The organism is Microcystis sp. LE19-41.2A (genome assembly GCF_027530405.1).
GTDB lineage: Bacteria > Cyanobacteriota > Cyanobacteriia > Cyanobacteriales > Microcystaceae > Microcystis > Microcystis aeruginosa.
In genome coordinates, this window is the sequence record NZ_JAPZQJ010000637.1 from 1 (window position 1) to 24,440 (window position 24,440).

Sequence of the window (24,440 nt, forward strand, 5' to 3'; positions counted from 1 at the left end):
ATTTTCTCAGCTTTGTTGTCGAGATTCAGCCCGAAACACTTCCTAATAATGGGGAGTCAGTGGGAATTGATCTAGGGATTGCTACCTTTGCTACCCTCTCAACAGGGGAAAAGATAGACGCACCGAAACCGTTAAAGAAACAATTAAAACGGCTAAGAAAAGCACAGAAAAACCTTTCTAGAAAACAGAAAGGAAGTAACCGACGGGAAAAAGCTAGGAAACGAGTAGCTAAAATCCACGCAAAGATTAAGGACACTCGTACTGATTTCTTGCAGAAACTATCCACTAGAGTTGTTCGTGAAAATCAAACGATAATTTTAGAGGATTTAAACACATCGGGAATGGTTAAAAATCGTAAGTTATCCCGTGCCATATCAGACTTAGGATGGCGTTCTTTCCGAGATATGCTATCGGCAAAATCTGATAAATATGGGCGTAATTTTCGGATAATTTCCCGATGGGAGCCAACGTCTCAGCGATGTTCCTGTTGTGGGAATATCGGCGGGAAAAAAGCGTTAAATATCCGTGAGTGGGAATGTCTTTTCTGTGGGACTTTTCATGATCGAGACGTGAACGCCGCAATTAATATCAAGGTCGCCGGTGGGCAATCGGAGACCTCAAAAAACGGACGTGGAGGAAAGCGTAAGACTTCTGTTAAAGAAGCAGCATCCCGTGAAGCGTCAACCCAGCGGTCGGTCGTTCAATTAAGTTTGTTTGATCTGCCGGTCATCACCGTCCGGCCCCGGCGGTGAGGATGTCAAAAAGCATACAATCCGAAAGCGGCGGACCGGTTGGGAATTGTCTATACACCCAATGAAATTGTCCGTTTTATGATTGAAAGTGTCGATTATTTAGTCCACAAGCATTTTGGTAAGTTGTTGGCGGATCCAGGAGTAGAAATTTTAGATCCGGCGACGGGGACAGGAACTTTTATAACGGAGTTGATTGAGTATTTACCGAAGGATAAGTTACGGTACAAGTATAAGCATGAGATGCACTGTAACGAGGTGGCAATTCTGCCTTATTATATCGCTAATTTGAATATTGAGTTCACCTACAAGCAGAAGATGGGTGAGTATGAAGAGTTTGAGCATATCTGTTTTGTGGATACCCTGGACCATGCTGCTTCTAATATCAAGCAGATGGATTTGTTTGCCATGTCGGCGGAGAATACCCAACGGATTCATAATCAAAATGACCGCAATATTTCTGTAATTATTGGTAATCCTCCTTATAATGCCAGGCAGGAGAATTTTAATCAAGGTAATGCAAATCGAAGTTATGAAGCGATTGACAAGTGCATTAAATATAGTTATGTCAAAGAAGGTAAGGCACAGAATCAAATTGTCGTCTATGATATGTACACTCGTTTTATTCGTTGGGCTTCTGATCGATTAAATAAAGATGGTATAATAGCGTTTATCTGTAATTCTTCCTTTTTAGATGCTCGTTCTTTTGATGGGTTTAGAAAATGTATTGAAGAAGAATTTACTTGCGCTTATTTTATAGATTTAGGTGGTAATGTCAGGAAAATATCAGGGAAAGATGGGATTTTTATCTGTGAAAAACATACAATTTTTGGTACTGCTGCAATGACTGGTATTGCTATCCTGTTTTTAGTTAAAGACAGTCAAGCAACTGGAAATAAAATTTTCTATGCTAATCCTTTTCATGTTCATGAGTTGCGAGAAGTTAAATTGTCTTATTTACAGAGTAATAAATTTAGTAATGTTTGCTTCGAGCATATCATCCCAGATAAAAAGTATAATTGGCTCAATCAATCAGATAATGACTTTGATCAACTGCTACCCTTGATTGATAAGGAGGTAAAAAGTGGCAAGTCTGAGAAAGCTGTGTTTAAGTTGTTTTCCTTAGGAATTGACACTCATAGAGATGCTTGGGTTTATGATGTTTCTCAGAATGCACTTCAACAAAAAATAAAGTATTTTATTATGGTTTATGAGCGAACCTTAAAAGATGAAAATTATGCAGAGAGGATGACTATTAAATGGGATTCAGAGTTAACACAATATCTTATCGAAAGAGTATTGAAAAAATTTGAGCCTCAGAAAATAGTCAGAAGTCTATATCGACCTTATACAAAACAATTTTTCTACTTTGACAAGCATTTTAATTTTCGGACTTTCCAATGGTTTAAAATTTTTGAGGAAGGAGATTTAAAACAAAAATATATAGCCTTTGTTACGTTAGGAAATTCAAAGCCTTTTCATTGTCTATCTAGCAGCTCAATAATTGATTTACATTTTACGGGTGACTCTCAATGTCTCCCCCTCTACTACTATGAGAAAGAAGGAAACCGCATCGACAATATCACCGATTGGGGATTGCAGCAATTCCAAAAACATTACAACGATAAAACCATCACCAAACTCGATATCTTCCACTACACTTATGCAGTCCTCCACTACCCGGAATATCGCAGTAAATACGAATTAAACCTTAAGCGAGAATTTCCGCGACTTCCCTTTTATGATAACTTCTCTCAATGGGTAGAATGGGGAAGCAAACTAATGGAATTACACATCAACTATGAAACCGTCGCACCCTACCCACTAACCCGCATTGATACTAATAATAATCTCAAACCGAAACCTAAACTAAAAGCTGACCGAGAAAAAAATTCCATCAACCTCGACGATATCACTTTCCTACAAGATATTCCCAAAATTGCCTGGGAATATAAACTCGGTAATCGTTCAGCCTTAGAATGGATATTAGATCAATATAAGGAAAAGAAACCCAAAGATCAAACCATCGCCGAAAGATTTAATAACTATCGCTTTGCCGATTATAAAGAAACAGTAATTGACTTATTACAACGAGTCTGCACTGTCAGCGTCGAAACCATGAAAATAATAGAAGCGATGAGACATTAAAAAGATTGCTTCTGGGAAATCTTATTCTAGATTCTACACCCGTTCGGCTGAACGTTCGACTGATCTCACGGCCTCCTGCCCCCTGCCTCCGTTAACGCCTACATCCCGAACTTTATACTTTCTATTCTTGTCTAAGTTTTTGTACTCTTTCTGTCTCTTTTGCGGGTGGTTGTATAGTTTTTTTTGCGGGTTATTCCCAAGCGTTCGGCTATTCTTGCCACTGTCGCCACACTTAACACTATACCAGTTCTTTCTAGGAATAGTTTCGATAGTTGAGCAAGAGTTGCGTCATTATTTTCCTCAATTAACGTACCGAGGACGATCATTTGTTCTGGCGTGAGTTTTAAATGACGTCCACATCGATAAGTCTTCGGTCGAACATCTCCCGTGTCTCGATATTGTTTCAAAAGCTTTTGTACGAAACTTAGGGTTACGCAGAATCTTTTCGCTAATTGTCTTTGAGAGATGGGTTCGTTATAATAACAGTCGAGGATTTTCTGACGGAACTCTACTGGATAGGATTTCATTTTTTGTGCGGTTTAGCTATCGATGACATTATACTTCATATTTGTGAGAAAGAAAGAAAATTGAGACGAGGCAACCCTACCGCTCAACTACTAGGGTTGATTCAAGGTAGGGTTGATTCATGAATCAACCCTACCACCCACATCGGGGGGCAAGGGGAGATTCAGCTAATCTAAGGATAGGCGGTTAAGATGCGTCTTAGCTTAGTGGGTTTTCTGGCGCGACCCAAGCGATCGCTAAAGATGTTATTATCTAGGACAGTCAACTGAAAATTCCCGCAACCTTCCTAGCCACCGATGAGAGCGATCGCTAAAGATGATATTCTTTATATTCACCATGAGGATGTGCCGGTTTACAAAAAAGGCGGTTCAGTGGTGAGAAATAGTTATTTTTGGGCGCTAAAATCGATCGCCTGTGGAGCGCGTCGGGGACAGGATTGGGAGTTCGATGCGGAGGTGTGGGTGGCGCTGGTGCGGATGTTGCTCTGTTTTGCCAATTCTGGCTATTTGGGGGATGGTGAGACAATTTTAGAGTTTACTGTCGATTCTCCTATTCCCGAACCTTTGCGGGGGATATCTACTTACTTATAGCCTCGCTGAGATAGTTAGCGGTGGATTCCACCAGGGGAATAGTATTTTCGTATAACATTCGCGTCGGTCCGATAATGCCAACACTACCGACGGGAGTATCTCCCTGTTTATAAAAAGCGGAGATAAGAGTACAAGGGCGCATGGATTCCAGAGGATTTTCGGAACCAATGGTGATTTTGACTTTTTTAGCTGATTTTTCCGGTTCTGGTCTTTGTAAAATCAGGGGTAAAAGGCGATCCTGTTCTGCTTCCAATAGATGCAGTAACATTTGTACTTGTTGCCATTGGGCGAATTCTGGCTGTCGAATGACTTCAGCGACACCATGGACGATAATCTCCGGGGTGGCAGTGGATTGGAGACTAGCGCCGATTTCTTGGCTTAATTGTTGGAGAAAATGGGTATAACGGGCAAATTCTCGCTCGATTTGCCGCCAATCGAGGTTAATTAAATCTGCCAAGCAATAACCTTTTAATTTTTCCCCGAGAAAATTAGAGAGGATTTGTAATTCTTCTGCTAATCCATCCTCCTTGTCCGTTGCCATAGACTCAGGAATCTCTATCATAACCGAGCGTGTTTGTAAACTATCTGTAACAATAATTAACATAATCTGCCGGTCCGAGACGGGGACTAATTGCAGATGACGCAGGGTATTGGTGAGGGTGTGGGGGAGGGTAACGATAGCGATATAACCGCTTAAACCGGCTAAAAGTTGGGTGGCCCGTTGCAGCAGACTTTCGAGACTCCAAGCGGGAGATTTAGCATTTTGATGCAGATAATAGCCGATTTTTTCGCCGATACGGTCATCGGGAGTCATTAACTCATCGACGTAGAGACGATAACCCCAATCGGAGGGAATGCGTCCGGAGGAAGTGTGGGGTTGATAGAGTAAACCTTCTTTTTCTAGTTTACCGAGAGCATTGCGAATCGTGGCGGAACTAACAGTAAATTTGTACTCCTCCAGCAGAGTTTTCGAGCCAACCGGTTCGGCCGTGGCGATATAATGTTGGATTGTGGCCTTTAAGATATGTTGATAGCGATCGCTGAGATGGGTTCTAGCGGACATAGGGGAATAATCTTAACAAAAGATTTATAACATTTTTTTAGACAGTATAACGCTTAATCAGTTATCAGTTATCAGTAGTCAGTCCTCCGTGGGGAGAAAGGGGATAGTTTACCCCTCTCTTTTCCCGATGGAGGCGATCAAAATTAGTAACGGGGAATATTAGGATCGACGAGGAGGGAATAAGCATCGATGCCGCCGTTAATATTTTTAACATTAGTAAAACCCTGACTTTGTAGCCATTGGCACATTTGCAGGGATCTCATGCCATGGTGACAGATAACCAGGGTTTCCGCTTGGGGGTTGAATTGGCTGGCAATAGTGGGCGACCATTCTTGGTATTGACTCAAGGGTAAAATGGTAAAATTGGCTACAGATGCCATGGCAACTTCCTCCGGTTCGCGCACATCAATAAGTTGTAAATTAGGATCATGATCGGCTAAACGGAGAGCGAGTTCATGGACGCTAATTTCGGGAATGCTCATAGATTTGGTCTTAAGAATCGGTTATCTTTCCTTTAGAGTAGCAAATCGAGGGACCCTGAGCGGTTAGGTACTTGCGTAGGAATAATATCGCAGCCAAGTGGGGGGATTTGGTCAGTGCCAGAGCGGGGGGGGTGATATAATGGGGAACGGGCAGGTATTGAAGACATTGATGCTTTTTAGTACGCCGATTAATCGACAAGCTGAATTTCGATGAATATTGAACAAGCCGTTATCGAAAACTTGCGAAAACTTCCTTTAGAAAAACAACAAGAAGTCTTAAACTTCAGCCAATTTCTAACTCAGAGAACTTCGCCAAAAATTGCAGAGATGACCTCCCACGAAAAAGCAGAAGATTGGCTAAAATTTCTGGAAAGTCAACCCAAGGATACCCCCGGATTACCCGATGAAGCCTTAGGGCGTGAAACTATCTATGACTAATGGCTAAATATCTATTTGATACCAATATTTTACTGAGGCTGAGTGACAGAATTTCCGCTAATTATGCCTTGTACTGCATTCTCCCCACTTCCCCACTTCCCCACCTCCCCACTTCCCCACCTCCCCATCTCCCCATCTCCCCATCTCCCCACTTCCCCACTTCCCCACTTCCCCCCTCCCTCGCTTATGATTCCCCTACAATTAACCCTAAAAAATTTTCTCAGTTATCGCGAGGCAGTGCTAGATTTTCGCGGATTACATACTGCCTGTATTTGTGGTGCCAATGGTGCGGGAAAATCCTCTTTACTCGAAGCAATTACTTGGGCAATTTGGGGAGAAAGTCGCACCTCGATTGCTGATGATGTGATTCATGCGGGCAGCGATTATGCGCGGGTAGATTTCGAGTTTAGTTATGGGGGAGAAATCTATAAAATTATCCGTAGTCGTCACCGGGGAGGGAAAGCTTCTGGTTTAGATTTTCAGGTGATTAATGATCAGAGTTTTCGTCCTTTATCGGGTAAAAGTATTAAAGATACCCAAGCACAGATTAATACTTATCTGAAAATAGACCATAAAACTTTCATTAATTCTGCTTATTTACGACAGGGACAAGCGGACGAGTTTATGAAACAGCCTCCCAGTGGTCGTAAACAGATTTTAGCAGAATTATTACAACTCGATCGCTATGAAATTTTAGCAAATAAAGCCAAGGATATATCGAAACAATTTGATGGACAGTCCCTCCAGATCGAGCAGCAAGTAGAAACTATCAAACTCCGTCTTCAGGAGAAAAATTCTTATCAGCAACAGCTGCAAGAGTTAAGCACCCAAATTAACCAAATTAATCAAGAACAAGAGGTAAATAATCGGCGTTTACAGCAACTACAGGGGGAAGAAAATCAGCGTCAGAATTGGGAAAAACAGCTGCAGTGGCAAAGAGAACAGGAGCGAGCTTTATTAGCAGAAATCGAGAGATTAGACCGGGAAAAAGTTAGTCTAGACAATCAATTAAATCAAATTAGGACTATTCTTCATCGCAAAAATGACATTATTACTGCACACGAGCGCCTAATCAATTTAGACCAGAAAGAGGCAAGTTTGTCAAGTCAATTACAAGCTTGGCAACAGGCCCAGTATGATAAACAACAATTAGAACAGAAATTACAGCAAAAAATTAACGAATTTACCCTTCCCATCCAACAAACGAGCGCTCGTTTAGAAGAATTGGGAAGACAGGAACAAGAAACTCAAAAAATTATCGAGCAAGCGGGGGATATTCAAGCAGGATTAGAGAAATTAAATTATCATCGTCAACGTCTTCAGGAATTGGATAGATTAGCTTTAAAATATGCTCCTTTAAATAGCCGAAAAGCTGATTTAAATATGCAGTTGGAACGGGAAAAAGCTAAGATCAATGCTCGTTGGGAACAACTGCAAAGAAATCGGCAACAATTAGAGACAGAAATCGCTCGTATTCCTCTACTAAGAGAGGAAGCTCTCAATTTAGCCAAACGGATTAAGGAACTGGATAAAAAACAAACCTATTGTGAACGAGTTGAAGAAAAGGAAACTCTTAAACAAGTGGATAAAAAAAGTTTATTGGATCAACAGAAAAGATATGAAGAACAACTTTTAGAGTTAACTGATAAATTGGAAAAATTAAATATTCCCGATTCGGTTTGTCCTCTGTGTGAACAGAATTTAGACAGTCATCACCGTCATCAAGTAATCAGGAAAACCCATCAACATCAAGAACAAATTCAAGAGCAAATCTGGTCCCTACAGGAAAGGATGGCAGACTGCGATCGAGATTTAAAACGTTTAGGGGAGGAATTAGCCCAAATTAAACAAGAATTGCCAGCAAGATCGAATCTACAACAAAAATATGTGCAGTTGGAAGTCAAGTTAGAAACTATTGAAGAAAAGGAAATAGAACTAGAGAAAACCGAGGAGATACTTGTGGAGTTAGAAGCACTTTTAAGCAGTGGCAATTATGCCCTAGAATTACAGCAAGAATTACAAATTGTCAATCAAGAAATCGCCTTTTTAAACTATGATGAACAAAGTCATGCTTTAGTCAGAGGAGAAGAAAAAAGATGGCGTTGGGCAGAAATTCAAGAATCAGAACTTAAGCAAGCAAACCGTCGTTTAGCTAATATCAAGGCCGAGAAACCTAATTTAATTAATCAATTAGCTAGACTAGAACAAGAGAAGCAAGAACTAGGTCAAAACTCCCCACTTAAACAGGAAGTTGAACGCTTAGAAAAGTTTATTCAAAACTTAAATTATGATCGCAGTGAACATCAGAATATTCAAAATCTGATCCGACAATTACAGGGGGTAAGATTACAGTATCAAGACTGGCAACAAGCAGAAAAAAATTATCCGGAAATAGCCGCTAAAATCGCTGAGATTGAGCAAAGATTACAGCTGCGAAATCAGGATCGCCAGAAGCTGAATCAGGAGTTAGCAAATATTAGTCAAAAGATTGGTACTTTGACTGACTATCGCCAAGAAATAGCCGCATTATCGACCAATATTCAACAGCGAAGACAGATAATTGATGGATTGCTCTCCCAAAAAGGTCGGGTTGAGGAGAAATTACATCAACTAGAAACTTTAGGTAAACAACTGATAGAAAAAGAGAGCGATTTAGCTAAAGTGAAAAAACAATATACAGTTTATAAAGAGTTAGCCATAGCTTTCGGTAAAAATGGTTTACAAACTCTGATGATTGAGAATATTTTACCTGAGTTAGAAGCCCAAACTAATCATATCTTAGCTCGCTTAACTGGTAATCAATTTCATGTGCAGTTTTTAACCCAAAAAAGCGGTAAAGGTACTAAGAAACAGCAACAAAAGTTAATCGATACTTTAGATATTATTATTGGTGATACCCGGGGATCCCGTCCCTACGAAACCTATTCAGGAGGAGAAGCTTTTCGGATTAATTTCTCGATTCGATTAGCTTTAGCGAGATTATTGGCACAAAGAGCCGGAACAGCCCTACAAATGCTCATTGTTGACGAAGGATTCGGAACTCAGGATGCGGAAGGATGCGATCGCTTAATTGCGGCAATTAACGCTATATCCGCTGATTTTGCCTGTATTTTGACTGTAACTCATATGCCCCAATTTAAAGAAGCTTTTCAACATCGCATCGAAGTCCGCAAAACCGAACAGGGTTCTCAATTAATGTTATTATCCTAGGAAAAATATTGATGTAAAGATGGAAAAGATTACGATCACAGTAAAACTATTTGCTATTTATCAAGAAGTCTATCAAACTTCACAATTAAACCTCGAATTTCCTGCCCACACTTCCGTTACAGAAGTGTTAAACTATATTATAGCCCCCTATCCTCAATTAGAAAGATGGCGCGATGTTACTCGTTTTGGAGTTAATCTTCAGTTTGTTTCGGGAGAGAAAATCCTCAAAAATGGCGATGAGATAGTTTTAATTCCCCCCGTTAGTGGTGGCTAAATGGGGTTTGCTGAAAAAGTACGGGCGAAGCATTCGGATAGAAAATCTACGGTTTCACCGATAGGTTATTGTCCGAATGCTTCGCCCCTACAGGACGCGGGCTGATGAAGACGCAAGGTTTTGAAGCACGATTCTCTCAAAATCTTGCACCTGTTTCGCGAGAAAAGCCACAAAACCCTTACCTTGCCTACATTTCACATTTATTCAGCAAGCCCTAAATGGAGATAGGGAAAATCACAAAAACTGTCACCTTTTTCCTTATTACTTTTTCCTTGATATCCCGTGTCTAACTGGCAAATTCCCCCATCGGTAGAGCTTCCCCAAGAGTTTTTAAAAATAGTCCAAGACTACACCCCAGAGTCGGATGGCAGCGTCGTGGCACAAATATTATGGCATCGCGGTATCCGGGATGGGGCGACTCTGGGGACGTTTCTGGATGAGAAAGCTTATCAGTCAAAAACTCCCTTTGATTTTGGGCAAGAAATGAACTTCGCCGTCAAAAGACTGGAAAAAGCCCTAAATAACGGGGAAAAAGTGAGTATTTGGGGGGATTTCGATGCCGATGGTGTCACCGCTACCAGTGTACTCTGGGAAGGATTGGGACAGTTTTTCCCACCCTATCAACAGTTAGATTATTACATACCCGATCGCCAAAAAGAATCCCACGGCCTCAATTGTCCTGGTATCGAGAAACTAGCGCATCAAGGAACCAGTTTAATCGTCACCTGTGACACGGGAAGCACGAATATCGCCGAAATTGACTATGCAAACAGTCTAGGTATCGATATTATCATCACCGATCATCATACCCTACCCGACGAGCGCCCCGAGGTGATTGCCCTGATTAATCCCCGCTACTTTGTGGAAACCCATCCTTTCTATCATCTTTCTGGGGTTGCCGTTGCTTATAAATTAGTGGAAGCGATGTATTTAACCCTGGCAGATATTCCCAGAAAACCCCTAGAAAATTTACTCGATTTAGTTGCGATTGGTTTAATTGCCGATTTAGTCAAATTGACGGGAGAATGTCGTTATTTAGCCCAAAAAGGTATGCAAAAGCTCCAAAATACTCAGCGTTTAGGAGTTAAAAAATTACTCGATTTATGTAACAAAACCGGAGATAGACCGATGGATATATCCTTCGGTATTGGACCGCGAATTAATGCCGTCAGTCGCATTTATGGCGATGCTAGATTTTGTGTGGAATTACTCACCAGTGAAGATGAAAAGCGTTGTCACGAATTAGCTGAACAAGCGGAATTAGCCAATATTCGTCGCCAAGAAATCCAACGGGATATTATGAAACAAGTTCAGAAAAAACTAGAGAGAATTGATCTTTCCACCACTAATGTAATTATTTTAGATGATCCCCAATGGCCGGCGGGAATTTTAGGATTAGTTGCGGGACAAATTGCCCAAGAATACCAGCGACCGACAATTTTATTAAGTACCAGTGAACCACCTTTTGCTAAGGGTTCCGCTAGGTCAATTCGCGAGATCGATCTTTATCAATTAGTATCCTCTCAATCCCATCTTTTACATCGTTTTGGTGGTCATCCTTTGGCCGCAGGTTTAAGTTTAACTCTAGAAAATTTACCCCTATTTATTGAGGGGATTAATCAACAGTTGCGACGCACAGGAATTGATTTAACTTCCCTTTCTTCCGAGATAGAAGTGGCTGCGGTGGTGACGGTTTCCCAATTGGGAAAAAGTCTATTTAGAGAATTAAAATTACTGGAACCATGCGGGATGGGTAATCCGACACCGAAGCTATTAATTCAAAATTGTTATTTTCACAATCTTTGGCATAAAAATCTTGAGGATTTCAAAGGCAGAAAAATCGCTTATCCCCGGACAACTTTTGAGATCTGGGATAGTTCAATCGAGCAGGGATTCCCCGGTATGTGGTGGGGTCATCACAAAGACGAAATTGCTGCCGATACCCGTTATGATGCCGTAGTCGAATTAGATTTTAATACCTACAAAAATCGCTATGAAGTGCGCTTAATTGCCTTGCATCCCTATCAACAAGAATCCCTAACCTATAGCAATAAAAAAGATTTTTTAATCGACAATCGCCATCGAGAAATTAGTCAAGAAGTTAGCCAATTAAATCCCCTTTTTCTCTGGGAATGTCCCCGGGATTGGACAAAACTTTCCAGGGAATATCAACAGGCAATTTTACGGGATAAAAAGTTAGTTCTTGCCTATGCTAGTTCTTTGAAAAAATCCGCTCACACCCCATGGATAAACCTTGTCGGGATCGGGAAATATTTAGCTAGAACTAAAACCAGCATTTCCTGTCAACAATTACAAAACCGCTTAAACCTCAGTTATCATACCCTAGAATTAGGATTAATTTCCCTATCAGAAAATGGCTTTAAAGTCAAGAAAAATCAAGAAAATTTATCCTTTGAATTAGTCAATCATGAGGCAAAAATTAATAAGATTGAACAATTTCTAGAAGCGGTGGCCCTAGAAAACTTTCTCCAGCAATACTTTGCTACTGTTCCCCTAGAAATACTGCAAGCAATTCTTAATCATGAAGACTCGATCGATTTCTAGTTATAACCCTTATTTACTGATAGCTGATAACTGATAACTGATTACTGATAACTGATTACTGATTACTGATTACTGATTACTGATTACTCCTTGACCGAAGAATTTCGGGGGTTTTGCCAGGGTATAAACTTCCGTATTTTGTGCGATTGCTTGACGAATATAGAGAGGAGTTTGTAACATTCCTAGTAAACTCATGCCATCAATTAAACGTAATCCTCCCGTAGTTGTATCGCTGATTAATTCATCTACCACGTCCGGATCGGGACGAGTATTTAAAGGATGATTAGCACAGAGAGTAAAACCCCAAGGGGAACCATAACTAGGAGTGGGAGCGCAATAGGAATGAACGTAGGGAAAAACTGCTTTTAAAGTATTCACCAAACGCGCATGATACATCACCGAAGGAGGAGAAACCGGGCCAGATTGGACAACCACAATGCCATTTTCGGCCAAAACTCTTTGTAGTTTTTCAAAGTATTCTTTCGTGAATAGGGGGAAAGAAGGACCCTCTTCGATGGGATCAACCAGATCGGAGATAATAATATCCCATTGATCGTTAGTGGTGTCTAAAACTTCTAAAGCATCGGCCACAACTAACTCAAAACGAGGATCATCAAAAGTGCCTTGGTGCATTTCGGGAAGATGTTCCTTACAAGCTTCTACCACATCCCCATCGATATCGATCATCATCACTTTTTCGATTGTTTTCCAACGCAATAACTCCCGCGTTGTCGCACCTTCACCACCTCCCAGAATTAAAGCAGTTTTTGCTTCTTGGTGGGCAATCATTGCCGGTTGCACTAATGCTTCATGATAAATAAATTCATCCCCCGTACAAGATTGCCATTTCCCATCCAGTACCAAGGCTTTTCCATAGGCCCCCGACTCAACAATATACATCTCCTGAAAAGCGGTTTTTTTGTAGGCTAAAATCCGCGAAACCCCATGACTATAAATGTCCCAGGGGGTAATATATTCGTTAACCCATAGATCCGCTTTTAGTTCACTTCCTGCCATAACTAATCCTCCTTGGGGTGAAAAAGGCACGATCTATCATTATACAACAATTGACAAAATTCGATCGATAACCTGGAATTATCTCCGGGTAATCCCGAAGCTGCCGATAATCGATCGCTGAAAAACGTTAAGCTAGAAAAGATTAAGTAAGTAGTTATAATTAAATTGAAGATAGATTTTGCCTCTGATCCCCCCTGCCCCCCTTGATAAGGGGGGTGCCGATAGGCGGGGGGATCTCCCTTGATAAGGGGGGTGCCGATCCCCCCTTAATCCTCCCTTAATCCCCCCTTGACAAGGGGGGTATTTGATAATTTTTAACGCTTACCTACTTAGCTCCAAGTAAACTTCTAGCCACTAACCTATGACTAAAAACGAGACTACCGAGAAAAAGATTTTTCTCCTAGATTTTGAGAAACCCCTCTACGAATTAGAATCCCGCATCGAACAGATTAAAGAATTAGCCCAAGAAAATAGCGTAGATGTCTCGGAACAAATTAGTCAACTAGACGAACGAGCTAATCAATTACGTCGTGAAATTTTTAGCAATCTCACCCCTTCCCAAAGGCTACAATTAGCCCGTCATCCCCGGCGCCCCAGTACCCTAGACTATATTCAAGCAATCACCGATGAATGGTTCGAGTTACACGGTGATCGCGGTGGTTACGACGATCCCGCTCTTGTGGGTGGTGTTGCCCGTTTTAACGGTCGTCCCGTGGTGATTATCGGGCATCAAAAAGGCCGGGATACTAAGGATAATGTGGCTAGAAATTTCGGCATGGCTGCCCCCGGGGGTTATCGTAAAGCCATGCGTTTAATGGAACACGCCCATCAGTTTAATCAGCCAATTTTAACCTTTATTGATACCCCCGGCGCCTGGGCGGGGGTGGAAGCGGAAAAATTAGGTCAAGGAGAAGCGATCGCCTATAACCTCCGGGAGATGTTCCGTTTAGATGTGCCGATCATTTGTACTGTTATTGGCGAAGGTGGTTCGGGCGGCGCTTTGGGCATTGGTGTCGGCGATCGCCTATTAATGTTAGAGCATTCTGTCTATACCGTGGCGACTCCCGAAGCTTGTGCCGCCATTCTCTGGAAAGATGCCAAAAAATCCGATAAAGCAGCAGTTGCCCTCAAAATTACCTCAAAAGATTTAAAAGAGTTAAATATTATCGATCAGATCGTTCCTGAACCCTCCAGAGGGGCCCATGCTGATCCGATTAGAGCGGCAGCCAATTTAAAAGCCGCTATTAGTGAAAATTTAGAGGCTTTATCTTTGTTAACTCCCCAACAACGGCGCGAATCTCGTTATCAAAAATTCCGCAATTTAGGCGTATTTTTAGAAGCCACAGCTTAATCAGCGATCAGTGATCAGATGTGAGTTTTCAGTGATTAGTTTGTTTTGTAGATTTGGAAGATTTCAGCTTCAGTTTAAGGGTTGCACCGACAAAGCTATAATATTGATGGCAGGTTCAAAGACACACCAGATGAAACGGGACGAGGTGCTGGCAATTCTAGAGGCACACCGAGAACAGTTACAAAAACTAGGGGTAAAATCTTTGTCTTTATTTGGTTCAGTGGCCAGGGATGAAGCTGATGCCGATAGTGATGTAGATTTGTTAGTAGAATTCGATCGACAAGGTGGTTTTTTTCAACTTCTGCAAGTACAGTATTATTTAGAAGATATTCTGGGATGCTCTGTGGATTTAGGAACTCAGGATGCCTTAAGAGAACATTTACGGGAACCTGTGCTTGAGGATCTGATCAATGCCTTCTAGAGATTGGCGACTTCGCCTTCAAGACATTTTAGAATCTATCAGTGAAATTGAACAGCAAACAAAGGCAATGACGTTTGAGGAATTTGCCAAGAATCAAACAAATATCAAAGCGGTTCTCTATGATTTTATTATTATCGGAGAAGCAACTAGAAATGTACCGAAGGAAATTCAGTCTCGCTATCCTCTTATTCCTTGGCGTTTAATGGCAGGAATGAGAAATGTTGCAACTCACGAATATTTTCAAGTTAATTTAAGTAGGGCTTGCTGAATAATGGTAAAACCCTTTTAAAATAAAGCTTTTGACCTGTTAAAGTCCGATGTTAGTGCAAGAAAATAGGATTGGGACTTTCAAAAACCTTGCATTATCCTTCTTGTAGTACATTGCTTGGTACAAAAAACAAGGGCAACAAAGCCTGAAACGACCGGCTCCTGACGACCGGCTACTGACTCCTACCCCCAGGAAAAACTTTTTCAGCAGACCCTATATAGGGTCTGCTGAATATCAGTGTAACCCTTGCTAGAAAACGGTTTTGGCACTTTTTTAGCCCAAAAAGTGCCAGAAACAAACGTGGAGAAATCGCTCCGAGGGACTCAAAACCCTGGCACTTTCCAGAGGCGAACCCAAAGGGTTGCGCTTTAGCTGATCAAATAAATCCAGTTTGTCTATCACAAGTTATCGTTCCGCCAATAATAATCAACATTTGGAGATATAGCGTTTCCCAATCTCATGAGGTACACCAAAATCTTAACTCCTGACTCCTGACTCCTCAAAACCTAAGACTCTGTACCTCACAACTATGGGAATTGCTATAATATCTTTTTAAGAACCAATAAATCTCACTTTTTCTACCCCTTCAATCATCTCTAAAGCCAATTGTGCAGAGGTAAATGAGCTACTATTGTCCACTTGTTCTTTAATCCTGTCAGTAAGTGAATTGATATCTATAACTCTTTTTTCTATAACTCTTTTTTCTGAATCTTTCCAAGGAATATTAACAACCTTTTTGTCAATTGACTGACCTTCTAGGTTTTTCAATTTTTTGTAAAACTTTTTAGTCTTATCATCCCAGTCTAGTCCGAAATGTAAGGTTTCTGGTTTTTGGTGAATATCTACTGTTTTGATTTCTCCCTTAAATAAACAAATTAAAACATTAGCAGAAAGACGTTCCATCCGTAGTAATTCAATCTTCTTGTCTTCATCAACAGGTTGATCATTATTAACAACTTCATTATAACCATCAACCAGTAAACCCGGCCAACCTGACACCACATCTGAACGGAGTAAGAAACCAGTTACTATGGGGTAATTGTTAACAGCAAGATTTGTTTTATTTTCTTGATCATGTTTATGATCTGATGTAGTTACTCGACCAATACTAAATGCTCCATCTAATAAGCATTCTATCCAAAGGGAATCAAGATAGAAGAAACGAATTGATTCTACAGGTAACATAAGTTCATCGGGAACGAGATAATTAAAGGGTACACCTTTAAGAAGACTTAAATCTTCAAACCAATTATAAATACTCTCAGGAAGTTCTGTATTAGGTTGATTGTAAACGGGTAAATGGGTTTCGATATTTTGTATATTTTGTCTATGAGTGCGTTTCCAATTATAGAGACTAACGGATAAATTTTTACTCTGTAAAGCGAGTAATCTTCCTAATTCCCAAGCAGCAGAGTATGAAACATCAAACATACCATTATCAGGATTATAGATGATTAATTCATCTGCGGTACGAATGGGTAAGGTGATGTTATTGTTAGGGTTGTTTCCTGTGATTAAAGGGCTATGATACCAAGAGAAGGTTTTCCCTCCTTGTCGTAAAAAATGGGGTAAGGGAACATAACCCATAGATAGATATTTTTCCGCTTCAGTATTATTAACTTGTGGCAATCTTAGGGTACTAGGTTCTCGGTTAAGATGGGTCAAAAGTCCTTTAAAACTTTGCTTTTCATCAATACAAGAAAAACTCCAACTTTTTAGGCTAACTAAACGAATCTTATCATTATCTCCTGCTCCCTGAAAATCAAAACCGTTATTATTATAACGTCCTTCTAAAGAAACCAGATGGACGATACTTCTGCCACTTTTTTGAGGAAGTCTATTACAAATAATAACGGCTAATTCATCGCCGATTAATTTTCCTTGCTCATCTGTTCCTTGACGAACATGAGCAAGATAAGTTAAGTCTTCTTTAGTGGGTAAAATTTTTTCTAATAACTCTTTTTTGACATCAATAATTATTACTTTATCGTCTTCATGTTGTCCACTTTCTAGGGTAAGATTGGGAAATTTAGCGGGATAACTATTAATATCTTTTAAGGTTTTTAGGGTAATAATTTGAGTTTCTGGTGCTTCCGTTTCTTCAAATAATAATAAAGCTAACCAAGTATTATTATTATTATTATTACTAACAGATTGACGTTCCCAAGGTAAGGTACTACGGTTTAGGATAATATGGGGTAAAACATTGGAATGTTCCCCTAAGCTACCATCAGGGGGAAATACAGCGTGGATGTCTGTAGGTTTTAATTCAAAGCGTTCTCCTGATACAGTAAAACGAATAGGTTTAGTTTTCTGGTTTGTTGTAATATCTGTTGTAAAAGTAGTTCTAGGTATTTTTGCTCCACTTTCTATGGTTTGTGTAACAGTAATTTCATAGTCACCATCTTTTAAAGCTGGTTGATGATACTGAATAAATTCAATTTTAGTGGGTTCATTTGTGGTAGTTTCTGGCATTTTTGACTCCTTTAATAATAATTAATTAACTAAAACTCCAATTTTAGGTGAACCTAATAAATTGTTGGCAATTGTTGCACTGAGATCAATTTCTTCACTGTTTAAATTGAGTGCTTTTAGTAAATTTTCTCTGGTGTTGTTGACTGCATTATCTATAATAGTGCTACTAATGTCTTTAGTAGTTTCCTCATGAAAAGTGCCAATTGTCTGCCAATGACAAGCATTATTAATTTGAGTAGTGCTAAATTGTAATTCACGGCGATTAATGGCTTGAGTTGCTCCTGGTTCTGGTTGTTTTTTAGGTTTAATTTCTAATCCAGATAGGGTATTTTCAATAAATTGATTACCATTCAAACTAGGGGTTAAAGATTCGCCCCAAAGTGCGATGGGAACTTTTTTAAATAGGGGAATACAAGTAAAATCTTTGTCAAATTCTTCTGAACTTAGAGACTTGCCATCTCTAGTTATACTAATCGTTAAATCTGAGGTTAATTGCTCCGATTTGACTTCCATTGGACTGATGCCAAATTGGGTATTACTTTCCGCGATTTGGATTTGATCGTCTTGAAGAGTTATATCTTTAGTATAGACAGCTTTCTTAGCAGGAATGACTGAATTAGTGACTAAGCAGAAATCTTTAGGATTAATGATCCCTAAATCTGTTTTATCATCTTGATTAACTTTTCTGACTAAACCCTCTTGAACAGTAATACTACAAATAGCATCAGCAGCAGGGAGAAAAGAGGTTTTAAACTCATTCCAGTCAATGGCTGTGGGTGCTTGCGAGGCACTGCTACCAAAGCGCACATCAAAAGAAATAATCCAAAGATGAATATGGGCAATACCTGTAAATTCGGGTCCCCAGATGTATAAATCTGCCCCTAATTGAACGGTAATATGATGGGTTCCAAAAAAGTGAAAAGTATAGGACACTCCCATATCAACATAGATAGAAATATCGTAGTGATAGGGTTTCCAAGACATGAGAAAATCTGCCCCGGCGTTGAACCAAGCACTCAGAGGACCACTATTCCAAGTAGCTTGGAGGTGTCCCCCAGCCATGATAGCGGAAGGAGTCAAGGCAAAATAAGCATCTGCTTTGATGTAAAGTTCGCTGTTGACCTGCCAATTTAAGATGAGGCGAGGTACTTTCGGATAATGGTCTGGGACTTTAAAGAGGGGATGATAACCCCCTAAAGTGAGGACAAAATCTCCCTCATGGACGTTAGGGGCAAACCAGCCATAAAAGGCAAATCCTCCGGTGAGATGACAAGCTTGAGAAAGGATATAAGAGTTAGGAGTAAGTTGGGCAATAACGCCGATAAATCCTTCGGCGGGCAGAAAACTGGCTTTGAGGGCTAGTTGTACCTCGGCAACTGGGGGGACTCCTGCGCCTACATTTGGGGGGGCGATGAGGGTGGCTAAACCAAGGAGATTAAGTTCAAAACGATTACCAAAAGCGACGGTAAGCAGGAGAAAAGAGTCAATTAGTTTAAAAGAGGTGAATTTAATGCCGATGGCGAGGAATATTTGCCCAGTTTCGGGGGGGATGTAGTCTCGGAGTTTGGTTAGTTCTCCTGTGAGTCGGGCGGCTTTGTCTAAATTAGAGCCAGCAGCAGGAGGAGGGTTAACGGCTTCGGCGACGAGGGGGAAGGTGGCAATTTGGTCAATGGTGGGGACTTTGAGGGCGCGGTTATAGCCAAAGCCGGCGGCTAACCCGGTGACGAAGAAGAAGGAGGGGCCACCGATGGGGTAGTCAAGAATGGCGTAGATAAAGAGGGAGGGATGCCCTTGAAAATAAGCATAGGACCCTATGGCGGAAAGGTTGAGGGTTTTGGCTTTGACGTTAAATTTGATAACGGCGGCCCCGTTGTATTCGTCTATGCCGTTTCGGGTAGTTCTGAGGAATGCGCCTCCTATTTCTAGGGTGTCGCTGCCTTTGTAGTCGATGCCGATGCCTTTAAGGTCAAATTTGGGGTCAAATTGATTGAGGGGGGAGTTAACGGCAAGTCCATCGAGGGAGAGGGAAAGTCCGGCTAGGTTAAGACTAGCATCTAATAAGAAGCCGATGGCTGCGTCTTTGTACTGTACTCCTACTCTTTCAAAATGAACGGGACCAAAGCTTTTTTGGATTTTAAACCAAGTGGCGTTATCAGAGGGGGGGGTGGTGGTAGAGGGAATAACAGTCGGCTGACTTGGGGTAGGGGTTTGAGGAGTAGAGGAAGAAATTGGCAAGGCGAGGATGTTAGTTTGGCTACCAAATTGCATTTTGGCGGCTACATTTAAGCCTTTAGGAAGTGCGATCTGCTCCGCAGCGCCGTAGGCGTTCGCTGTACTGTCTTTTATGGGTATTTTAGTGCCTTGTTCGATCAGGTTGTTAAAGGTGGTGATTTCTGAAGAGGTAAAATCTTTATTGGCGATTAGGAATTGTAAGTCATCGACTCCGATGGTTTGCTCTTTCGGAAATTCTTGACCCACTAGGGGTAGGTTAGAGAGGTTAATGCCACCATCAATATTTAAACCAAAGAGAAAATTAGTTGAGGTTGGTTGTTTAGAATAGGCAAATAAGGCATCTTTTAGGCTTATTTCTAGTCCTTCTGGTATATCCTCTTTTAACTGAGAATCAATATAACCAATTAGGTCTTTAACTTTTACCGTCTGGTCATCATGGTAAGCAGCGAGGAATTTGGTAGAGGTTTGGTCAGTATCGAAAATGAGGGCAAATTTTAAGCTACCAATGGTGATATGCCCATCAAAGTGTTTTTTATAGGAAAGATCTAATTGTCGGAGAATATTAATATTGACCGTAATATCTATATTTTGATGATCAATAGGAAATTGAGACTCACAGGTAAAGGTAAAATCTTTTGCTCCAGTATTAAATGATGTTGCCAAATTCTCAATAGTTAAATCAGCGATCGCATTAGGCAAGACCACCTGGCCAAAGTGTTGTCCCAAGGTAGAAATTAAGTGGCCAATTGGTATAATCTGTCCTGTACCCGTTTCTCCTGAAAATTCCCAGCCCTTCTGTTCGTCCTGATATTGGGCTGTCAGTCCAATTAACACCTGCTCAATCAAAAAGCTGACACGGGCTGTAAAATGAGTTCTTTGGGCATCGGGATGGGCAAGAGAAAACTGAATATCGTACAGAAGCAGTTGGGGACTCTCTTCAAGAATGACCCATTCTCCATCGAGAATTAACTCCCCCTGATAGGTTGCCGATCGCTGTTTGGTGGGCAACTCCATAAAGAAGTCAAAGGCTGTCACTACCAAGTCAGGTAGGTGGGGATTGGTTTTCTTGGTAAAGTGTTCATAGACCTCACGGATATTGAGGGGAGGATCTCCTCGACGCAAACCTCCACCGATGGAAGTCTCTGAAAAGTTATTGCCAAAGAACGCACTCAACTCCAGCGTTCCTGACTCTCCAATTCCCACTAAACCAGAAACCGATCCCGAAAGGTTGCGTCCTCCCAAGGGGTCATCTACTCGGAAAGAGACATCGATCGCCTCTAGGGTTAGTAAATCTTCAACAATTGTCCAGCTTTCTTGAGTTTCTAATTTTAGGTTGACATAGCGAATCTTGGGACTGCCGGTGGGATTGATCACTATGTCTAAATTGGCAAACCGCACTAATTGTTTAATGTTGAAATCGAAGGGAGTTGTCAATCCGGTATGGTTCACCAGAGATCCTAATTCTTCTAAGGCAACGTTACCCAGATCACTGAGATCGGCACTCAAACGAACATCAGATTGAGGGTTAAATAGTTGCGCTGAGAGAAAAATTGAGTGTTGGGTTCCTTGTGCTTGAAACGGAACATTCGCACTAAAGGCAAGATAAACAATATTATCCCATTCAACTTTGTCATAGTTAAAGCGAGGATCAATGCAGAGTTCGTACCGAATATCGGTCAATTGAAATAAGGTTAAGTCGGTGGTAATGCCATCGGGTCCCTCGATAAACATATTGGGGACGGGTTCAATGTCAGCACTAACTTCCGGTATACTTGGTGTCATGGTGATCTCGCCATACAGACGATGCTCGACCTTGGGAAAGAGTAATTACAAAATGCCAAAGATTGAATTGTTATGGAGAGTAGCATGGAATGTCATGCCCCTTTTTATCTGTGCTGATACGTCATAGGAACTCAAAATTAAGGTAGGAGTATTGTAATGAATCGATTCGACTAAGGTATGTTGTAATGAAGGATATTCTTGAGCTAAAGTCCAATTGTTATCAGCCGTAGCCGTAACAACGATGGCAGGATTAGCCGCTTGAATACTAAAGACCGCCGTAACCTGCATTCCGGCGAAGGGAGGTTGTGATCCTGTGCCAACGACAGTAATTTCTGTGTCCGTTGCGGCCTGCTGAGTAATGTTCTCAATGATGAGCTTACCATTCCTCAGATAAGGAACAAATAATTGACTAAGATCGCTAGAAGCCAGATCGTTAATAGCCAGTTCCAGCCGATTGTTTGTGATAATAATATGGGTTTTAAGTTGACTGAAATCCATCGTAATTGCCTAGGTGGAAGGTTTTTCAAATGTCCGTGTAAACGTGCCGTTAGAACCGGTTATATAGACCGCACGTTGGTAAATTTACTGGTGTTACTATAAGAACCCATACTCCCTTTTTCCCAATAAAAAATTTCATGTTCAGGGACTTCAGACCGTTTACTTAATGCTTGACAATTTTCATAGCGGACAATGGTATCTTCACTGGGCAGATGGTCTTTATCAACTTTTTTACCAGCACTCATGACGACGTTGATAGGCTTCGTCTTATCGACAAACTCTTGCGAGGATGATGTATTATTGCTACCATGATGGGGAGCTTGCAGAACACACAGATTAGCCAAGCGATCGCCATGATTTTTGAGGAGATAATGTTCTGTACTGCGGGTCGCATCTCCACAAATTAACAGTTTTTGATCAAAGATTTCGATCAAGGTTACGACACTTCCTCGATTGGTCGTGTTGCTGTTGTCGTTGACGTACAATTGATCAACATTACTGGCCAGGATTGCAATTTTACAGTTCTCTTCATCAACAATACGAATGCCTCCCTTCCCATCTAGGCGATCGACTGTGTTGGTTTCATCGGCATTTAGCACGTCCTTGTCATTAATCCGAATAAAGCCAAAGGTCAATAAATTATGGGTAACTGCTTTGATAAAACTGGGATCGGTCGTTCGAGAAGAAATCCAAGTGCTGGTTTGTCCGGCACTGTAGTCGGGAAATTTAGCACTGTGGTAGACATTATGAATGATTACGTTATCCTTAAGAACCTCTTTGGCTTTGTCGTAGTGATCCGTATCAGGATGGGTCAGAATTAAAATATCAATTTCATTCTGATTTTTTAAGAATTTTTCGGTGTAAATCGAATCCTTAATCCGTTTTGTATAAACCGCATTGTCTTCACTATCCTTAGAATCAGAACCACAGTCAATCATAATGACACGCCCTTTCGGGGTGGCAATCAGACAACAATCTCCTTGTCCCATTTGCAGGAATGATATGTGTAAACTGCCATCTCCGCGATTTCCTGCCGGAGTCGCTGGTTGTTTTTTTAAGGCTTCTTCCCGACGCAAGCGTAGTTCCTCTGCATGTTTTCGATCCGCTTCTAGATTAGCCGCCTGTTCTGCATCCCGTTGTGGTTTGGTTTGACTGCGGGTTCGTGGTCTTTTTTGATCAGGTCTGTCTCCGTCATTCTGTCTTTTTCGTTTGTTTCCACACATAATTTTTCCTCCATAGTTTTAGAAATAGGATAAGTCTGTATCATAAGAAATTCCTCAGAGAATTGGGAGTGGGATGGGAGGCGATCGCTTTTAATTTTCCTTGTTATTGTTGTTTAAGAGTTTCTACCCAGAGCAATTTTACTCGCTCACCGGTTTTTAGTCGGTTTGACCCGATTCAAACTCTTATTTGAGTTCTTAGAGACGTTTTTAAAGTTGTTGTTTCATACGCATACTTTCCATATTTTAGTTTAATCTTTAGAACTCACAAAGCAATATTTTAAAGCTTGATGATGTAGGAAAGAGCATAATAGGGAGGACGATTTTCATGAGCTTCATTTCCTCCCACTGTTTTTATTGGTTGACCGCTAGCTGCGTCTATTCTGTCCTGCCTATTGTCAAGGCTAGTTGCAGCATTCCACCCCAGTGGCCATTTGGCTACCAAATATTTATATTCTTCGTTTTCATGATTATGAGCAGGCATCTGAGATATGGTTAATTGAACGGTGTCTACTCCTCCTGTACTTCCTTGCTTATAGTTATTCCCTGCACCTACTATAAACCGATCTCGCAAATCGGGTGTACCATTCTGGCCATCACATAAAGCCCAACCAACAGGAATTTGATTGACATCCCCAGCCCACATTATAATCATTCCCCTTAAAACGACTGAAGTATTTCCACAATTCAACAGTTCATAGTAAGTTGTTTTAAGATGAGCATTAGGCCCTTTATGGGGTTGACAGACTTCCATTGCTCCCGCTCGTCCTTTGACAAATAAGAGAACATAGGGAGAACGGAAATCACCTTTTTCTGCGTCAAAAGCCCTGAGAGCATTAATGGAGGTCAATAAAGTTTCTGCAGCTTCACCTCTAGGAGCATTCCTTATAGCATCATAGCTGGCTACTGCAACAACATCACCATTAGCAACATTGTTTTGATCATTAATCCAATTTGCCCAATAATTCCAAAAATCGTGATTTTTATAAACATGGTTCTTCGTTACTTGGTATGATTCGATCAGGGGGCATAAATCGACTAAATCCTTATAGGGCAAGAGACTCAATTGATTAGCTCGTTCTAGATAGAAAACAATTGGCCAAAATCGAAGCAATGTCTTTCTGTGTAAGGG

General features: G+C 40.9%; 17 protein-coding genes and 2 pseudogenes. 10 read left to right on the top strand and 9 right to left on the bottom strand.

Features of this window, described 5'->3' with window-relative positions; translation table 11 throughout:
• Nucleotides 1–752: RNA-guided endonuclease TnpB family protein (locus tag O9290_RS26165; protein WP_288087698.1), on the top strand; the 752-nt coding region annotated here is incomplete at its 5' end.
• Nucleotides 753–761: 9 nt separating this feature from the next.
• Nucleotides 762–2,897: pseudogene (locus tag O9290_RS26170) on the top strand (type ISP restriction/modification enzyme); the annotation flags it as partial.
• 131 nt (nt 2,898–3,028) lie between these two features.
• On the opposite strand, the gene O9290_RS26175 reads toward O9290_RS26170, so the two are convergent.
• Nucleotides 3,029–3,424 carry a helix-turn-helix domain-containing protein gene (locus O9290_RS26175; protein ID WP_002760269.1) on the bottom strand — a complete coding sequence of 132 codons (396 nt, stop codon included), beginning with the start codon at nt 3,422–3,424 and terminating at the stop codon, nt 3,029–3,031.
• A gap of 294 nt (nt 3,425–3,718) precedes the next feature.
• On the opposite strand from O9290_RS26175, the gene O9290_RS26180 reads away from it, so the two are divergent.
• Nucleotides 3,719–4,012, top strand: a complete 294-nt coding sequence (locus O9290_RS26180) for a hypothetical protein (RefSeq protein ID WP_072927475.1) — start codon at nt 3,719–3,721, stop codon at nt 4,010–4,012.
• Here O9290_RS26180 and hrcA read toward each other — a convergent pair.
• Nucleotides 3,999–5,075, bottom strand: coding sequence for a heat-inducible transcriptional repressor HrcA (gene hrcA / locus O9290_RS26185; RefSeq protein WP_002760271.1), 1,077 nt, complete (start codon nt 5,073–5,075; stop codon nt 3,999–4,001). The genes O9290_RS26180 and hrcA overlap by 14 nt on opposite strands.
• 143 nt (nt 5,076–5,218) lie before the next feature.
• On the bottom strand, nt 5,219–5,557 hold the full coding sequence (locus O9290_RS26190; protein WP_002760272.1) for a rhodanese-like domain-containing protein: 339 nt from the start codon (nt 5,555–5,557) through the stop codon (nt 5,219–5,221).
• A 210-nt stretch (nt 5,558–5,767) separates the two neighbouring features.
• Between O9290_RS26190 and O9290_RS26195 the strand changes: the two genes are divergently transcribed.
• The 4 genes from O9290_RS26195 to recJ all read left to right on the top strand — a co-directional run bounded on the left by O9290_RS26195 (nt 5,768) and on the right by recJ (nt 12,044).
• A complete protein-coding gene (locus O9290_RS26195; RefSeq protein WP_002760273.1) occupies nt 5,768–5,995 on the top strand; it encodes a DUF2281 domain-containing protein in 228 nt (75 codons plus the stop codon).
• A gap of 186 nt (nt 5,996–6,181) precedes the next feature.
• Nucleotides 6,182–9,205, top strand: a complete 3,024-nt coding sequence (sbcC, locus tag O9290_RS26200) for an exonuclease subunit SbcC (RefSeq protein ID WP_288026728.1) — start codon at nt 6,182–6,184, stop codon at nt 9,203–9,205.
• A 19-nt stretch (nt 9,206–9,224) separates the two neighbouring features.
• Nucleotides 9,225–9,479, top strand: a complete 255-nt coding sequence (locus O9290_RS26205; RefSeq protein ID WP_004163207.1) for a MoaD/ThiS family protein — start codon at nt 9,225–9,227, stop codon at nt 9,477–9,479.
• 282 nt (nt 9,480–9,761) lie between these two features.
• Nucleotides 9,762–12,044: a single-stranded-DNA-specific exonuclease RecJ gene (gene recJ / locus O9290_RS26210; protein ID WP_288057718.1), complete on the top strand. Its 2,283-nt coding sequence runs from the start codon at nt 9,762–9,764 to the stop codon at nt 12,042–12,044.
• A gap of 69 nt (nt 12,045–12,113) precedes the next feature.
• Here recJ and O9290_RS26215 read toward each other — a convergent pair whose 3' ends face one another.
• Nucleotides 12,114–13,061, bottom strand: a complete 948-nt coding sequence (locus tag O9290_RS26215) for a fused MFS/spermidine synthase (RefSeq protein ID WP_002760277.1) — start codon at nt 13,059–13,061, stop codon at nt 12,114–12,116.
• 361 nt (nt 13,062–13,422) lie between these two features.
• Here O9290_RS26215 and accA point away from each other — a divergent pair, with 361 nt between their 5' ends.
• The 3 genes from accA (at nt 13,423) to O9290_RS26230 (ending at nt 15,101) form a co-directional block, all read left to right on the top strand.
• Nucleotides 13,423–14,412, top strand: coding sequence for an acetyl-CoA carboxylase carboxyl transferase subunit alpha (accA, locus tag O9290_RS26220; protein WP_002760280.1), 990 nt, complete (start codon nt 13,423–13,425; stop codon nt 14,410–14,412).
• 130 nt (nt 14,413–14,542) lie between these two features.
• Nucleotides 14,543–14,833, top strand: coding sequence for a nucleotidyltransferase family protein (locus tag O9290_RS26225; RefSeq protein WP_002736589.1), 291 nt, complete (start codon nt 14,543–14,545; stop codon nt 14,831–14,833).
• Nucleotides 14,823–15,101, top strand: a complete 279-nt coding sequence (locus tag O9290_RS26230; RefSeq protein ID WP_071825056.1) for a HepT-like ribonuclease domain-containing protein — start codon at nt 14,823–14,825, stop codon at nt 15,099–15,101. The genes O9290_RS26225 and O9290_RS26230 overlap by 11 nt, the downstream gene beginning before the upstream one ends.
• 552 nt (nt 15,102–15,653) lie before the next feature.
• Here O9290_RS26230 and O9290_RS26235 read toward each other — a convergent pair.
• The 5 genes and pseudogenes from O9290_RS26235 to O9290_RS26255 all read right to left on the bottom strand — a co-directional run.
• Nucleotides 15,654–17,576, bottom strand: coding sequence for a hypothetical protein (locus tag O9290_RS26235; protein ID WP_288057673.1), 1,923 nt, complete (start codon nt 17,574–17,576; stop codon nt 15,654–15,656).
• Between the two features lie 21 nt (nt 17,577–17,597).
• Nucleotides 17,598–21,590 (bottom strand): DUF6603 domain-containing protein, encoded by a 3,993-nt coding sequence (locus tag O9290_RS26240; RefSeq protein WP_288057676.1) that lies wholly within the window; start codon nt 21,588–21,590, stop codon nt 17,598–17,600.
• A 45-nt stretch (nt 21,591–21,635) separates the two neighbouring features.
• Nucleotides 21,636–22,088, bottom strand: a complete 453-nt coding sequence (locus O9290_RS26245; RefSeq protein ID WP_288057679.1) for a hypothetical protein — start codon at nt 22,086–22,088, stop codon at nt 21,636–21,638.
• 59 nt (nt 22,089–22,147) lie between these two features.
• Nucleotides 22,148–23,311, bottom strand: coding sequence for a ComEC/Rec2 family competence protein (locus O9290_RS26250; protein WP_288057682.1), 1,164 nt, complete (start codon nt 23,309–23,311; stop codon nt 22,148–22,150).
• Nucleotides 23,312–23,588: 277 nt separating this feature from the next.
• Nucleotides 23,589–24,440: pseudogene (locus O9290_RS26255) on the bottom strand (tail fiber protein); the annotation flags it as partial.